Annotated in this window: 14 protein-coding genes; 4 read left to right on the forward strand and 10 right to left on the reverse strand. The window is 73.4% G+C overall.

Annotated elements, in window-relative coordinates:
* Positions 1–8: 8 nt before the first annotated feature.
* The 3 genes from ACN27C_RS16545 to ACN27C_RS16555 all read right to left on the reverse strand — a co-directional run bounded on the left by ACN27C_RS16545 (position 9) and on the right by ACN27C_RS16555 (position 1,983).
* On the reverse strand, positions 9–467 hold the full coding sequence (locus ACN27C_RS16545; protein WP_422751549.1) for a hypothetical protein: 459 nt from the start codon (positions 465–467) through the stop codon (positions 9–11).
* A gap of 63 nt (positions 468–530) precedes the next feature.
* Positions 531–1,061, reverse strand: coding sequence for a hypothetical protein (locus ACN27C_RS16550; protein ID WP_233586237.1), 531 nt, complete (start codon positions 1,059–1,061; stop codon positions 531–533).
* A 163-nt stretch (positions 1,062–1,224) separates the two neighbouring features.
* A complete protein-coding gene (locus tag ACN27C_RS16555) occupies positions 1,225–1,983 on the reverse strand; it encodes a helix-turn-helix domain-containing protein (protein ID WP_350815724.1) in 759 nt (252 codons plus the stop codon).
* A 742-nt stretch (positions 1,984–2,725) separates the two neighbouring features.
* Between ACN27C_RS16555 and ACN27C_RS16560 the strand changes: the two genes are divergently transcribed.
* The gene (locus ACN27C_RS16560) at positions 2,726–2,950 is read left to right on the forward strand and encodes a hypothetical protein (protein ID WP_422751632.1); all 225 of its coding nucleotides are present in this window, start codon (positions 2,726–2,728) and stop codon (positions 2,948–2,950) included.
* Between the two features lie 40 nt (positions 2,951–2,990).
* Here the strand turns inward: ACN27C_RS16560 and ACN27C_RS16565 are convergent, their stop codons facing one another.
* The 3 genes from ACN27C_RS16565 to ACN27C_RS16575 all read right to left on the reverse strand — a co-directional run bounded on the left by ACN27C_RS16565 (position 2,991) and on the right by ACN27C_RS16575 (position 7,784).
* Positions 2,991–4,703, reverse strand: a complete 1,713-nt coding sequence (locus tag ACN27C_RS16565; protein ID WP_422751550.1) for an ABC-F family ATP-binding cassette domain-containing protein — start codon at positions 4,701–4,703, stop codon at positions 2,991–2,993.
* Between the two features lie 201 nt (positions 4,704–4,904).
* On the reverse strand, positions 4,905–6,752 hold the full coding sequence (locus ACN27C_RS16570) for a glycoside hydrolase family 15 protein (protein WP_121686635.1): 1,848 nt from the start codon (positions 6,750–6,752) through the stop codon (positions 4,905–4,907).
* A gap of 75 nt (positions 6,753–6,827) precedes the next feature.
* Positions 6,828–7,784 carry an NAD(P)/FAD-dependent oxidoreductase gene (locus ACN27C_RS16575; protein WP_422751551.1) on the reverse strand — a complete coding sequence of 319 codons (957 nt, stop codon included), beginning with the start codon at positions 7,782–7,784 and terminating at the stop codon, positions 6,828–6,830.
* A gap of 80 nt (positions 7,785–7,864) precedes the next feature.
* Here ACN27C_RS16575 and ACN27C_RS16580 point away from each other — a divergent pair, with 80 nt between their 5' ends.
* Positions 7,865–8,449 carry a helix-turn-helix domain-containing protein gene (locus ACN27C_RS16580; RefSeq protein ID WP_091421325.1) on the forward strand — a complete coding sequence of 195 codons (585 nt, stop codon included), beginning with the start codon at positions 7,865–7,867 and terminating at the stop codon, positions 8,447–8,449.
* A gap of 51 nt (positions 8,450–8,500) precedes the next feature.
* Positions 8,501–9,295, forward strand: coding sequence for an alpha/beta fold hydrolase (locus tag ACN27C_RS16585; protein ID WP_422751552.1), 795 nt, complete (start codon positions 8,501–8,503; stop codon positions 9,293–9,295).
* A 1-nt stretch (position 9,296) separates the two neighbouring features.
* Here the strand turns inward: ACN27C_RS16585 and ACN27C_RS16590 are convergent, their stop codons facing one another.
* Entirely contained in the window at positions 9,297–10,724 is a 1,428-nt protein-coding gene (locus ACN27C_RS16590) for an MFS transporter (protein WP_422751553.1), read from the reverse strand.
* A 73-nt stretch (positions 10,725–10,797) separates the two neighbouring features.
* Positions 10,798–11,256 carry a MarR family winged helix-turn-helix transcriptional regulator gene (locus ACN27C_RS16595; protein ID WP_120568655.1) on the reverse strand — a complete coding sequence of 153 codons (459 nt, stop codon included), beginning with the start codon at positions 11,254–11,256 and terminating at the stop codon, positions 10,798–10,800.
* A gap of 104 nt (positions 11,257–11,360) precedes the next feature.
* Between ACN27C_RS16595 and ACN27C_RS16600 the strand changes: the two genes are divergently transcribed.
* Entirely contained in the window at positions 11,361–12,230 is an 870-nt protein-coding gene (locus ACN27C_RS16600) for a universal stress protein (protein WP_422751554.1), read from the forward strand.
* Positions 12,231–12,280: 50 nt separating this feature from the next.
* Here ACN27C_RS16600 and ACN27C_RS16605 read toward each other — a convergent pair whose 3' ends face one another.
* Entirely contained in the window at positions 12,281–13,624 is a 1,344-nt protein-coding gene (locus tag ACN27C_RS16605) for a hypothetical protein (protein ID WP_422751555.1), read from the reverse strand.
* Positions 13,621–14,124, reverse strand: a complete 504-nt coding sequence (locus tag ACN27C_RS16610; RefSeq protein WP_422751556.1) for a SigE family RNA polymerase sigma factor — start codon at positions 14,122–14,124, stop codon at positions 13,621–13,623. The genes ACN27C_RS16605 and ACN27C_RS16610 overlap by 4 nt, the downstream gene beginning before the upstream one ends.
* Between the last annotated feature and the right edge of the window lie 49 nt (positions 14,125–14,173).

Raw genomic sequence — 14,173 nt, forward strand, 5'->3', positions numbered from 1 at the left:
GGAGCCGCTCAGGCTGGATGGTCGCGTAGGAACGACAGGGCCGCCACCTTAGCGGCCGCGATCGCCTCCTCCGTCTGGTCGAAGGCCGGGCCCCATCCGGCGTACAGCTCCAGGAAGCGATCGGCCACGGGTCGCAGTTCCGGCAACTGGGAATAGGCCGCGTGCCAGTAGATCTCGTACGACAGATCCTCGGCGTCACCGTCTCCCGCAACGATGTCCGCCGCTGCCTGACGCATGAGGTGCAGCCGGGCGCCGGGCTCGTCCGGCACCGGCGAGCCGAGTTCGTCCATCGCCTGCCGGAACAGATCGACTGCCTCCCGCGACTGGCCCTTCGACAGGCCGGCAAGCTCACGCAGGCCCGGCGAGTCGACGCCTCGGGTCAGAGCGTGAGCAGCCGCCGTCGGCAGGTCGTCGCCGACCGGTTCGTCCATCGCCAACCGGACGGCGAGTTCGCGCAGGTGCTCCACGCCCGAGAGGCTAGGCGATGTACGGCGGCAGCGTCGGCCGTCGCGGTGCGGTGTGGTGACGGGTCAGCGGATGCCCGCGGCGTGGAGGCGCCGGGTGGCGTCCGGGTCGATGCTGGTCCGCACGAGCGAACCGGGCGCATCCGCGGAACCGGTACTGAACGCGGTCACCACCAGCACGACGGACAGGACCGGCATGAACAGCGTCCGGACCAGCATGGCCCAGCATGCCTTGACGCCGATCCGGCTCCCGTCCTTGACCCGCACGAGCTGCGTGCCGGTGAGGACGGCACCGAGCGCCCGGCCGTTGCCGTAGCAGAGGCCGTAGAGCACCGGCACCAGTACGAACAACGCGAGCACCGCCCCGGCGAGGGCACCGCCGGAGAGGGTCACCGCGCGGTCCACCACGGACAGGGCGACGACACCTACCGCGACAGCGAACAGGCACACCACGAAGTCGATGAGCCAGGACATGACCTGCGCCAGCGTGCCCGCCTTGACGTACAGCGTGCCGTTGCCGAACGTCGCGATCCGCTTGGCCTTCCGGGCACCGAGCACGTGCTCCGCCTGCGCCTGGGCGGCTTCCAGTCGGGTCAATGGCCGGCCCGTGGCGCGGACTGTCACAGCGTTCTCCTGTTGTATCGCGGGCACGACGTGCGGCTTCGCTGGAACTGGGCACCGTGCCGTGCCCGTGTTCCGATGCAGAGTAGTCGACGCGGCACCGCTCCTGTCCGACGTCGAGGCGAAGGCGCGGCGCTTGCTACGTCGCCGGTGTGTTGTACCGGTCCAGCGTCGCCTTGGAGGTCGACGCGTCGCGGAAGACGAGCTCCCACGGGCCGGTGTTCACGTCCATGTCCTTGCCGAATCCGACCCACTTCCCGGCCATCCGTCGGCCCGTCGGCTCGGCCAGGAGCTGGATCGCCCCGTGATAGCGGGCGCCCCGGTAGTAACCGGCCGGGTCGGTCTGTTCCACCCAGGTGCCGGTGATGACGGCGCCGTCCACGGTCAGGTCCAGCGACAGGGACGAGGACGCCGATCCGGGCAGACTGCGCGCGGTCAGCCTGTCGCCGTGCTGCAACAGGACGACGAAGTGCTGTCCGGCGAAGGACTCCTCCCGGCCGCTGGAGTAGTACTGGTAGCGGCTGAGCCACACGCCCTCGTACGACCTGTGGGCCGTGGCGGACTTCGACGTCGGCGTGGGCGTAGCCAGGCTCGATACGGGTGAGGTCAGGTCGTGGCCACCGTGTTGGTCGTCGGCCACGTGCCCACCGGGCACCGCGGCGAAGCCGAGCAGTGAGATGGGCAGGCCGGTCACGACCTCCAGCGCGCGAGCGTAGACGGGGCGCGGTGCGGCGATCGCACCGGACTCCCATCGCTGGACGAGTCGCTTGTTGGCGTCGTTGGGTTCGCCGACGCGGTGGCCGGCGGCTTGGAGCGCGCGGGCGAAGTCGTCCTGGCTCATGCGCATTCCGGTGCGGACGCCGCGCAGAACCGTGTTGGGGGCGGTCATGCCCGCCATGATAATGCTATGTCGCCTAAATGTCGTCACCTATGGAGTCGGACTGTCGGCTCTTGTGCCGTCGCGATCAGTGACGCCCAGACGTCACTGCGGACCGGCAGCGCTGAGAGGGCACATGTTTTCCCTGGCGGAGGTGGAGATGTCGAGTACTGGCGACGAACCGTCGATGAGCCGGAGCGATCAGATCCACGCGGTGGACCGAGAGGTGACAGAGAGGCGACATGTCGCCGCTGCTGAGGCGGCTCGCGGCGAGGGCGTCATTGGGCTCAGGACCGCACTGTCCCGGGACGGGATTCCATTGCTCCTGCGGCGGCTCGTCGGTCGGTGCCTTTCGTCGTCGGCGGTGTCCGGCTTCGGTGAGCGCCTCCAGGCCCTGGAGCAGGAGATCGCCCGGCGACGCTTGCTGGACCAGGCGCGAGGCGGACAACGGCCCTCGGACGGAGACGCCACGCGGGAGCGCCGCGTCTCGTACGACCCGTACCTGTCCGCCGCCGCGTTGACGTTGGCCCGGCGGCATCGGCCGGTCTGGTGCTGGCGGCGGTGGACACGGGTCTGCCGGTGCGGCGCCGACCTGCCCTGCCGTTCGCGGCATCGGATTCCGATCAACCGTGGCCACTGGCCGCAGGGGAGTGACGAGTGATCGGTGGGCGCGGCTCACTCCGTACCCCTGCTGGCAGGTGGAATGGGCGACCAGCCGGCAGGCGCGGGCGGTCACCGCGAGGTTCCCACCCACGGCCCGGTCATGCCGGTCTGGAGCCGCGGCGGCTGTGACCTGCCCTGGCCGTGCCCCACCCGGAGGCGGGAGCTGCGCGCGGAGTTCGCGGACGCGCCGGTGTCGCTGGCCCTGTACCTCGGTGCCTACCTCGTGCAGGCCACCGAGGACATGCCCTGGGCGCCGGCCGGCGCACTGCACCGCCGCTTCGTCGGATGGACCCGGGAAGCAGGACCGCATGAGCGTTATGACTGAGAGGCATGAATATGCCTCTCAGTCATAACGCTCGAAGCCATCAACCTTCCGGCAGGCGTGACCCTGTGTCACCGGACGGCCCGGCGTCGCCGGCGGTGAGCGGCAGCGTGGGCCAGGCCGCCAGGTCGTGGAGCATCTGCCGGTCGTGGGTCGCGACGACCACCGCGGCCCGGGTCGTCAGCAGGGCCGCGGTGAGGTCGTCGACCAGCGGCGCGGACAGGTGGTTCGTGGGTTCGTCGAGGATCAGCAGGTCGGGACGTTCGGCCAGGCGCAGCGCCAGGTTCAGCCGCCGTTGCTGTCCGTGCGACATCCGGCCGACCGGGGTACGCCGGGCCTCGGCGTCTAGCAGGTTCGTCGCGCCCAGCGGCAGAGGCGTGCCGGAGCCGAGGCGCCCGGTGGAGCGCAGCCGCCCCACGTGCTGCTCGTACAGGTCGTGGGCGAGCATCCCGGGCGGCCAGTCGGGCACCTCCTGACCGAGGTACGCGACGCGTGCCCCGGACGGGTGGCGGACCTCCCCGGTCGACGGCGCGAGGTCGCCGGCCAGCACGGAGAGCAGCGTCGACTTGCCCGCGCCGTTGGGCCCGGTCACCAGCAGGCGGTCACCGCCGTCGAGCGTGAGCGTGACCCGGGTACGCAGGCGCCCGGTCACCGTCACGTCGTGGCACCGCAGGATCGGCAGTCCGGCCCGGGTGTCCAGCGGCGGCCAGCGCAGCGGCTGCGGTGGCTCCGGGACGGTGATCCGGTGCTCGTCGAGCGCCTCCTGCCGGCGTCGCAACGCCTGGACCAGCCCGGGCGCGCGGGACTGGCGCTGGTGCTTGCCGTGGCCCTTCTCCGGACGCCAGCCGGTGCTGAGCCGGTCCTGCGCCTCCCGTACCGCGTCGGCCAGGCGCCGGTGTTCGGCCTGCTGTGCCTCGTGGTCGCGGACCCAGTGCGCGAAGTCGCGGCTGCGCCCGTCCTGCCAGGCGGCGTAGTCCCCGGCGTAGCGGCGCGGGCGGCCGTCCGCGCTGGGGTCGAGGTCGAGGAACTCCGTGGCCACGTCCCGCAGCAGCGCGCGGTCGTGGGTCACCAGCACCACGCCGCCCGGGTGCTCGCGCAGCCGCGCGGTGAGGAAGGCCAGGCTGGCCGCGTCGAGGTGGTTGGTCGGCTCGTCCAGCATCAGCAGGTCGACCCGGGCCCCGAGCAGGCACGCCAGCCGCACCCGGTAGCGCTGGCCGACCGACAGCGTCGCCAGCGGGCGGTCCCGGTCCGGGCAGGCGTCGAGACCGGCCAGCGCCACGTCGACGCGCCGCTGCGCATCCCAGGCGTCCAGCCGGGTCGCCGCGTCGAGCGCTGTGGCGTACGCGTCGTCCGCGCCCGCCCGGCCCTCGGCCAGCGCGTCGGCGGCGTCGTCCAGCGCCCGCAGCGCGCGTTCGGACTCCCGGACCGCTTCGTGGATCAGCGTGCCCACCGTCTCGCCGTGGCGCGCCTCCAGGTTCTGCCGGGCGACGCCGATCGTGCCCAGCCGTTCCACGGTGCCCTGGTCGGGCGCGAGGATGCCGGCCAGCACGTGGAGCAGCGTGGTCTTGCCACGGCCGTTCTCGCCGACGACAGCCAGGCGCGATCCGGCGGAGACGGTCACGCTGACGTCGGACAGCACGACCCGGCTGCCGCGCACGACGCGGACGCCGTCGGCCCGCACGTGCGCCCGGTGCCCGGCGGGCAGCAGGTTGTTCGAGGCGAACGGGGATGAAGGGATGTTGTCGAGGTTGTTCACAGTCCGCTCTTCGGCTCGTCGTGGAGCCGGGCAGCGCGAGGACACCGCCCGGCGGGAACGCCAGGACGGCGGAGCAGAGCTGGTACGTCAGAAGAAGCCGGTCACCCTGCCGCCGTCAGCGGAGGGACCAGGGCTTCATGACGGTGGCGTGGAACCTCATGCGGTGAAGGCTACCCGGAGCCGGGCCGGGGATCACCGGAGTTACCGGCGCAGGCGGGCGTGGGCCTCGGCGTCGAGCAGGTCGTTGACCGCCAGCGCCGAGTTGATCAGGGCGAGGTGGCTGAACGCCTGCGGGTAGTTGCCGATCTGCTCACCGGTGGAGGCGATCTCCTCGGCGTAGAGGCCGAGGTGGTTGCTGAAGGTGAACATCTTCTCCAGCGTGAGCCGGGCGTCGTCCAGCCGGCCGGAGCGGGCCAGTGCCTCGACGTACCAGAAGGTGCACATGTTGAACGTGCCCTCGTGGCCGGGCAGCCCGTCGGGGGAGTGCAGCGGGTCGTACCGGTGAACCAGGCTGTCCGAGACCAGGTCGCGCTCGATCGACTCGAGCGTGGACAGCCAGAGCGGGTCGCTGGGCGTGACGAAGCCGACCGCCGGCATGTAGAGCAGGGCGGCGTCGAGCACGTTCTCGTCGTACGCCTGCACGAAGCTGCCGCGTTCCCGGTGGAAACCGCGGGCCATGACCTGGTTGTAGATCCGGTTGCGCTGTTCGGTCCAGCAGCTCATGTCCCCGGGCCGGCCGGTGCGGGTGGCCAGGCGGATGGCCCGGTCCAGCGCCACCCAGGACATCACCCGGCCGAACGTGTAGTTGCGGGGGTGGTGGCGGCTCTCCCAGATCCCGGCGTCGCGCTTGTCCCAGTTGTGGCAGAGCCAGTCGACCAGGCGCACGGTGCTCTTCCACACCTGGTGCGACACCCGGATGCCCTGCTCGTCGGCGAGGTGCATGGCGTAGAGCGCCTCACCGTGGATGTCGAGCTGGAGCTGGTCCGCCGCGCCGTTGCCGATCCGGACCGGCCTGGAGCCCCGGTACCCCTCCAGGTGGTCGAGGACCTCCTCGTGCAGGTCCGACGAGCCGTCGACCCGGTACATGATCTTCAGCGGGTCCTGGTGGTCGCCGGCCTCGCGGATGCGCTCGTCGAGCCAGTCCATGTACCGGCTGACCTCCTCGGTGAACCCGAGGCCGAGCAGCGCGTGCACGGAGAACGAGGTGTCGCGTACCCAGGTGTAGCGGTAGTCCCAGTTGCGGGAGCCGCCGACCAGCTCGGGCAGCGCGGCGGTCGGTGCGGCGATCATCGCGCCGGTCGGCGCGTACGTCATGAGTTTGAGCGTGATGGCGGAGCGCTCGACCATCTCCCGCCAGCGGCCGGTGTAGCGGGAGCGTTCGACCCAGCGCCGCCAGTAGTCCCGGGTCCACTCGAACATGCCCTGGACCTCTTCCGGCGGGATGATCCGGGGTTCCTCACTGCCGGTCTCCAGGATCACCCCGCCGGTGTCGCCCTCCTTGAGGGTGCCGTACGCGATGAGGTCGCCGCCCTCCATGCGGATCTCGCCGGTCTGGGCCCAGAGCTGCCGCACGGGGTCGATCGGGTTGAAGGTGAGCGTCGCCGACGGGCTGCGGAACAGGTAGCCGTTGCGGTGCCGCTCCAGCTCGTGGCTCTGGCGTGCGTAGTCGAACCGGGGCCGGCACTCCACCCGGAACCGCATGCTGCCGCGCACCATGTTGACCATGCGCACGATGCGGTGCGAGTCGGTGACCCGTTCGCCGGTGACCGGCATGAAGTCGATCACCTCGGCGACGCCGTCCGCGCTGATGAACCGGGTGATCAGGATCGGTGTGCCGGGCAGGTAGAGCTGCTTGGTGACGTACCGGACCTCGTGCGGGGCGATCTGGAAGAAGCCGCCCTTGTCCTTGTCCAGCAGCGCGGCGAAGATGCTCGGCGAGTCGAAGCGCGGCGCGCAGAACCAGTCGATCGTCCCGTCACAGGTCACCAGCGCCGCGGTCTGGAGGTCGCCGATGAGACCGTGATCCTCGATCGCCGGATAGCCCTCCACGTCGCCCCCCAGGTTCCGACTGCCCTCTCCGACTCAACCTAGGGGAAGAATTGTCAGGTTAGGGACGATTCGTGGTCACCCACCCTCCCGCGCGCCACGCCGAGCCTCGACCGCCCGGCGGGTCTCCTCCTGCACCAGGTCCGCGTTGATCATCGCCGCGGTCCGGGCACCCGCCGCCGCGGCGGCCCCGACCTGCGCCGACAGATCGGTCACGTTGCCGGCGAGCCACACCCCGGGCACATCGGTACGCCCCGCCTCGCCGGCCGGCAGGTACTCGCCCATCCCGCTGGGGTGCGGCTGCGGGTGCAGGCCCAGGCCGGCCAGGAATCCGGTCCGCGCCACCATCCGGGGCGCGACGGTCAGCACCTCGCGATCGACAGCGCGGCCGTCGCGCAGGCGTACCCCGGTCAGCCGGTCCCCGTCCGTCTCGACGGCCGCGACCTCACCCTCGACCACCGGCACGCCGCGCGCGGCGAGCTGCTCGGCCTGCTCGTCGGTGAGCGGCGGCGCGGTGTGCCGCAGGTAGACCACGTCGTCGCTCCACTGCCGGAACAGCAGCGTCTGGTGCACCGACATCGGGCCGGTGCCGAGCACCCCGATCGGCCGCTCGCGCACCTCCCAGCCGTGGCAGTACGGGCAGTGCACCACGTCCCGCCCCCAGCGCTCGCGCAGGCCGGGCACCTCCGGCAGCTCGTCGACCAGGCCGGTGGCGACCAGCACGTGGCCGGCGCGTACCCGGCGGCCGTCGGCGAGCGCCACCGCGAACCCGGCGCCGTCGCGGTCCACCGTCTCGACCCGGCCCTCGGTCAGGTGCCCGCCGTAGCGGCGGACCTCGTCCCGGCCGCGCGCCAGCAGCTCGGCCGGCGGCACGCCGTCGTGCCCCAGCAGGGCGTGCACCCCGTCGGCGGGCGCGTTGCGCGGCTCGCCGCCGTCCACCACCAGCACCGACCGGCGTGCCCGGGCCAGCATGAGCGCGCCGCTGAGCCCGGCCGCGCCGCCGCCGATCACCAGTACCTCGTAGTTCTCGGTCATCGTGACCACCTCCGCGACCAGATTGCGGCGAGGCCCGACAGAACTGCAAACTCTGTTGCTGATGTGGCAAACTGGCAGGCATGGACGACGACCTCGACCAGGCCCTCGACGCGGTCGGCCCCCGGCTGCGCGCGCTGCGCCGCGAGCGGGAGACCACCCTCACCGACCTCTCCGCCGCCACCGGCATCTCGGTGAGCACGCTGTCCCGGCTGGAGTCCGGCGGCCGCAAGCCGACGCTGGAACTGCTGCTCCCGCTGGCCCGCGCGCACGGCGTCACGCTCGACGAGCTGGTCGGCGCCCCGCCCACCGGCGATCCGCGCGTCCACCTGCGGCCGGTCGCCGCGTTCGGGATGACCATGCTGCCGCTCACCCGCCGCGCCGGCGGCATCCAGGCGTACAAGCTGATCATCCCGGCCGGCGGGCGGTCCGAGCCCGAGCCGAAGACCCACGAGGGGTACGAGTGGGTCTACGTGCTCAACGGGCGGCTGCGGCTCGTGCTCGGCGAGCACGACCTGGTGCTCGAACCCGGTGAGGCGGCCGAGTTCGACACCCGCGTCCCGCACTGGTTCGGCCGCGCCGACAGCGAGGGGGTGGAGTTCCTCAGCCTCTTCGGCAGCCAGGGCGAACGCGCCCACCTGCGCGCCCGCCCCCGCGCGTCCCGCTGAGGGGGTCCGTGAACGGGCCCGCCACGGCGCCGGGGGCGCGACGATCGGCGGGTGACCTATGCGGACGTCGGCGGGCTGCGGATCTGGTACGAGGAGCACGGCACCGGCAGGCCGCTGGTCCTGCTGCACGGCGGATACGGGTCGACGGAGACGTTCGCGCCGGTCCGGCAGGCGCTCGCCGCGCGCCGCCGGTTGATCGCCGTCGACCTGCGGGGCCACGGCCGCACCGGCGGTCTGGACCGGCCGCTGCGGTACGAGTCGATGGCCGACGACGTGGCCGGGCTGCTGCGCCTGCTCGGCCTGCCACGGGCCGACGTGCTCGGCTACTCGCTCGGCGGCGGGGTGGCCCTGCGTACCGCGATCCAGTACCCCGCCCTGGTCCGCCGCCTGGTGCTCGTCTCCACGCCGTTCCGGCGGCGCGGTTGGTACCCGGAGACGCTGGCCGCGATGTCCGCCCACGACGAGCGCGCCGCCGAGCGCATGCGCGGCACCCCGCCGTACGAGCGGTACGCGCGGGTCGCGCCCCGCCCGCAGGACTGGCCGCTGCTCTGGGCCCGCAGCGGGGAACTGCTGCGGCGGGACTACGACTGGTCCGCCGAGGTGGCCGCGCTGCCGATGCCGGTGCTGCTGGTCTTCGCCGACGCGGACGAGATCCCGGTGAGCCACGCGGCGGAGTTCTTCGGCCTGCTCGGCGGCGGCCACCGGGACGCGGGCGGCGACGGCGACCGTCCCGCGTCCCGGCTCGCGGTGCTGCCCGGGCTGACCCACTACGACGTGGTGGCCTCACCGGCGCTGCCGGCGGCGGTGCTGCCGTTCCTCACCCGTCCGGCCCGCACCCCCGGCTGACTCACCCCACGAGCGCCGGGGCGTCGGCGCGCTCCGCCGTGCGGGGGCGCAGCAGCGCGTACGCGAGCACGACAGCGACCACCACGAGCCCCGCGCCGACCGCGAACGCCAGGTGGAAGCCGCTGGTCAGCGCCGCGGCCCGGTCGTCGCCGAGCGCGACCCGGTCCGCCGTCCGGGCGGCGGCCAGCGTGGACAGCACCGCGACACCGAACGCCATGCCGAGCTGCTGAGTGGTGTTGAACAGCCCGGAGGCGAGACCGGCGTCCTCGGCGCGGGCGGCGGACATGCCGAGCGCGGTGAGCGCCGGCAGCACCAGCCCGAACCCGCCGGCGAGCAGCATCACCGGGAGTACGTCGCGCAGGTAGCGGCCGTCCACCGGCACCCGGGCCAGCAGCGCGAACATGGCGGCGAGCAGCACGAGCCCGGCGATCAGTACGACCCGCTCGCCGAAGCGGGCGTCGAGCCGGGCCGAGACGCCGAGCGACACCGCGCCGATGACGACGGCGGCCGGGAGCAGCGCCAACCCGGTGCGCGTGGCGTCGTAGCCGAGCACCTGCTGGAGGTAGAGCGTCACGAGCACCTGGAACGCGAACGTCGCGGCGACGGTGAGGATCTGGACCACGTTCGCCACGGCGACGCCGCGCGAGCGCAGGAGCCGCAACGGCATGAGCGGGCGGCGCGCGGTGGCCTGCCGGACCACGAAACCGGCGACGAGAGCGGCGGCGAGCGCGCCCAGGCCGAGCGTGTGCGCCGACGTCGCCCCGTACCGCTCGATCGTGACCACCGTGTAGATGCCCAGCACGAGCCCGGCGGTGACCAGTAGCGCGCCCGCCACGTCGGCCCCGGCGGCCAGGCCCAGGCCCCGGTCGGCGGGCAGCGTGCGGACCGCGAGCGTGATCGTGGCCAGGCCGATCGGCAGGTTGATCAGGAAGATCCAGTGCCAGCCCAGCGCGTCGGTGAGCAGGCCGCCCGCGACCTGGCCGATGGCCGCCCCGGCCGCGCCGGTGAACGCGAACACGGCGAACGCCCGCGCCCGCTCGGCGGCGTCGGGGAAGAGCGTGACCAGGATGCCGAGGCTCACCGCTGTGGCCGCCGCGCTGCCGACGCCCTGGAGGAAGCGGGCCGCGACGAGCGTGGCGCTGTTCTCCGCGAGCCCGGCCAGCACCGACGCGGCGGTGAACAGCGCGGTGCCGCCGAGGAACATCGCCCGGCGCCCGATCAGGTCGCCGAGCCGGCCGGCGAGCAGGAGCAGGCTGCCGAACGCGATCAGGTACGCGTTGACCACCCAGCTCAGGCCGGCCGGGGAGAAGCGCAGGTCGCGCTGGATGGCGGGCATCGCCACGGTGACGATGCTGCCGTCGAGGATGGTCATCAGGGCGCCGGTGGCGAGCACGCCGAGGGCGAGCCCGCGGGAGCGGGGAGCGGACATGTAGTCCTCCTGTCGAGAGGTGCGACAGGAGGACCGTAACGGATAGTCCCGTTACAGACAATCTATTTGGAGACTATTGGCGGGCGCGGCGTGCCGGCTTCGGACTCTGCACCGGCGTGGCCAGGTGGCCGCCGGCCAGGCGCCGCAGCGCGCGCAGGAAGACCTCCCGCTCGTCGTCCGGCAGGCTCGCGAGCGCCTCGGCGTGCACCCGGTCGACGATCTCCTGGCTGCGCGCGGCGACCCGGGCACCCTCCTCGGTCACCGCGATGATCCGCGCCCGCCGGTCCGTACGCGCCGGACGCCGTTCGGCCAGCCCGGCCCGCTCCAGCGCGTCCACCGTGACGACCATCGTCGTCTTGTCCATGTCGCCCATCTCGGCGAGCTGGATCTGCGTACGCTCCTCGGGCAGCGCGTGCGCGAGCACGCAGTGCATCCGGGCGGTCAGCCCGATCTCGGCGAGCGCCGCCGCCACCCGGGTACGCAACACGTGGCTGGTGTGGTCGAGTAGGTACGACAGGTCCGGGGTGCTCATTCGCCCAGCGTACCGATGATTCCGTGGCGGACGATCCGGCTCGGACCCGGTCCGGACCCGGATACGATCTTGTGAGATGTCGTCGGTGAGAGAGGTTGGGTGCGGTGAGCGACGAGCACGGCAGGCAAGTGGTGGTGGGTTACGACGGGTCTCCGGCCGCCAGCGCCGCCATCGAGGCGGGCGCGTTGCTGTTCCCCGGCGCGCACGCGTGGATCGGGCATCTGTGGACGCCTCCGTTCGCCAGCGAGGAACTCCGCAAGCGGCTCTGGACCGGCACCCGCGACATCAACGTGTTCGTCGAGGCGATCGAGCGCGAGGGCGGCCGGGAGGCCGACCGGATGACGTCCGTCGGCGTGATGCTGGGCCGCGCCGCCGGCTGGGACGCCGAGCCGCTCGTGTGCCGCAGCTACGGCGGCGAAGGGCTCCGGCTCGCCGAGCTGGCCGACGAGAAGCAGGCCGACGTGCTGCTGCTCGGCTCCCGGGGCCTCGGCGGCGCCCGCGCGGTGCTCGGCAGCGTCTCCGACATGGCCGTGCACTACAGCCCGCGTCCCGTGCTCGTCGTGCCGCACCCGCTGCTCACCGACGAGTACGACGCGCTCGCCGCCGGCCCGGTGGTGGTCGGCTGGGACGCCTCCGCCGGGTCCGAGGCCGCACTCGCCGCCGCCCGCCGCCTCTTCCCCGAGCGGGAGATCGTCCTGGTCGCCGTCGACGGCGACGAGGGGGACGCGCCGGAGACGGTCGACGGGGTGACCATGGTGCGCGTACGCGCCGGCGGCGGAGCGCCCGGCCGCGCGGTGGCCGACGCGCTCTCCGCCGTCGCCACCGAGCGCAAGGCGAGCCTGGTCGTGGTCGGCTCGCGCGGCCGGACCGCGGTCCGCAAGATCCTGCTCGGCAGCGTCGCCATGGCCACGCTGCACCGCGCCCACCGGCCGGTGATGGTGGTCCCGCAGAGCCCGGTCCGCGAAGCGGAGTAGCGCTCCGCGCCGACCGCACGGGTGTCTCCCCGGCCGGGGAGACACCCGCGTCACCGCCGCCCGCGGCGCAGCCACCGGTACGCCGCCAAGCCGCCGAGCGCCAGCGCCACGAGGCCCGCCCCCCACCACGCCCGGCCACCGGGGCCCGACGGCGGATCGGCCTCGCGGACCCGGCCGGCGTGCACCACCGAGTCCGCCACGTCGACGGCGAGCACCTGGTCCGGCGCGGTGAGCAGCGTGACCGGAGCGGCGGCACCGGGTGTCAGGCCCAGCACCCGGATCGACCGCACGTTGCCGTACGCGGTCCGCTGGTCCATCTCCAGCCCGTCGGCGTACCAGCTCGGCGCGCTCGGCTCGGGCCGGTACGCGACCACCCACGCGGTCCCGTCCGGCAGCCAGCCGAGCAGCCGGATCGCCGTCACGCCCGAGACGGCGGCCAGCGGGGGCGCGGGCAGCTCCCGGCCGTCGGTGTCGACCCGGCGCAGCCGCCACCGGTCGGCGGCCACCTCGTGCCCGACCAGCGCCAGCGAGCCGTCCGGCAGCCAGGCCCCCTTCCCGGCGAGCGCGGTGTCGGGCGGCAGCGGGAACGAGGAGAGCTGCCGCCCGTCCGGGCTGCTCACGAGCACCTTCGTGCCGACCTGGAAGGCCAGCCGTGACCCGTCGGCGGCGAACGCCACCGGCGAGCCGAATCCCGGCACCTGCGTGGTCTCCAGCAGCCGGACCGCCCGGCCGGTGTCCAGCCGCACCAGGCTGAGCGTGTTGACGTACGAGCTGCCCTCCGGATTCGCCTGCGTGGTGTCCACGACCACCAGCGCGGACCCGTCCGGCGCCCACCCGGCCGGCGTCGTCCCCGCGCTGCCCGGCCGAGGGCTGGGCAGCCGCCGGACCGTGCCGCCCACCAGGTCGATCACGTCCACGCCGGGGCTGGTGGGCGACCCGTTCGGCACCGCGAGGAACCGGCCGTCCGGGGAGAGCAGCACCCCCTCCCCGGCCGGCACCTCGAAGCCCACCGTCCACGTCCGGTACCGGTCCGCGTCCGCCCCGACGATGCCGACTGTGCCGTTCTCGTCGAACAGGCCGGTCAGCCCGCGCGCCTGCCCGCTGAACACCACCGACGCCGGGCCGAGCGCGGGCCGGTCGGTGGCCCGCAACGCGCCGAACGGCGGCAGCCCGAGCCGGTCCGGCAGCGCCGCCCCGCCCGAGCCCGCCGGCGCGGTCCGGCCGTCCCCGCGTACCGTCAGCGGCACGGCCGCCACCAGCGCCAGCACCGCCGTGACCGCCGCGGCGGCCCGCCACCGCGTGCGCCGCGCGGTCCGCACCGCCCGGTCGTGCACCGGGTACGCGGGCACCTCGGCCGCCGCCTCCCGCAACGCCTCCCGCAGACGTACGCTCACCGCTCGCTCCTCTCCGGAGTCCGCTCCACAAAGTCGGGGACAAGGTCCCGCAGGCGGCGTACGGCGTCGTGCCCGTGCCGCTTCACGGTGCCCACCGAGCAGCCGAGCACCTCGGCCACCTGCGCCTCGGTCAGGTCCTCGTAGTACCGCAGCACCACCACGGCCCGCTGCCGCGCGCTGAGCCGCCGCAGTGCCGCCACCACGCTCAGCCGCAGCGCCGTGTCGTCGGTGTGGTCGCCGCCGCCGCGCTCGGCCGGCGTCGCGTCCAGCCGTTCGGCCACCCGCCGACGGCGCCACCAGGAGACCTGCTGGTGGTACATGACCCGGCGCACGTACGCCTCCGGATCCCCCTCCCGGATCCGCCGCCAGTGGCGGTAGGTGCGGGCCAGCGCGCTCTGCAACAGATCCTCGGCGAGCTGGTGATCGCCGGTCAGCAGGTACGCGGTCCGCGACAACGCGGGTGACCGCTGCACCACGAACTCCCGGAACGACTCCGACATGCCCACCCCCTCACCGCAATGAACGCCGGTCGGGCCCTCGATGGTTGAG

The sequence above is a fragment of the Micromonospora sp. WMMD1219 genome (assembly GCF_049315215.1).
Taxonomy (GTDB): domain Bacteria; phylum Actinomycetota; class Actinomycetes; order Mycobacteriales; family Micromonosporaceae; genus Micromonospora; species Micromonospora tulbaghiae.

Coding starts and splice junctions, on each gene's coding strand:
- ACN27C_RS16580 (WP_091421325.1), top strand. CDS start 7,865: ATGGACGACGACCTCGACCAGGCCCTCGACGCGGTCGGCCCCCGGCTG.
- ACN27C_RS16610 (WP_422751556.1), bottom strand. CDS start 14,124: ATGTCGGAGTCGTTCCGGGAGTTCGTGGTGCAGCGGTCACCCGCGTTG.
- ACN27C_RS16555 (WP_350815724.1), bottom strand. CDS start 1,983: ATGGCGGGCATGACCGCCCCCAACACGGTTCTGCGCGGCGTCCGCACC.
- ACN27C_RS16590 (WP_422751553.1), bottom strand. CDS start 10,724: ATGTCCGCTCCCCGCTCCCGCGGGCTCGCCCTCGGCGTGCTCGCCACC.
- ACN27C_RS16575 (WP_422751551.1), bottom strand. CDS start 7,784: ATGACCGAGAACTACGAGGTACTGGTGATCGGCGGCGGCGCGGCCGGG.
- ACN27C_RS16595 (WP_120568655.1), bottom strand. CDS start 11,256: ATGAGCACCCCGGACCTGTCGTACCTACTCGACCACACCAGCCACGTG.
- ACN27C_RS16560 (WP_422751632.1), top strand. CDS start 2,726: ATGCCGGTCTGGAGCCGCGGCGGCTGTGACCTGCCCTGGCCGTGCCCC.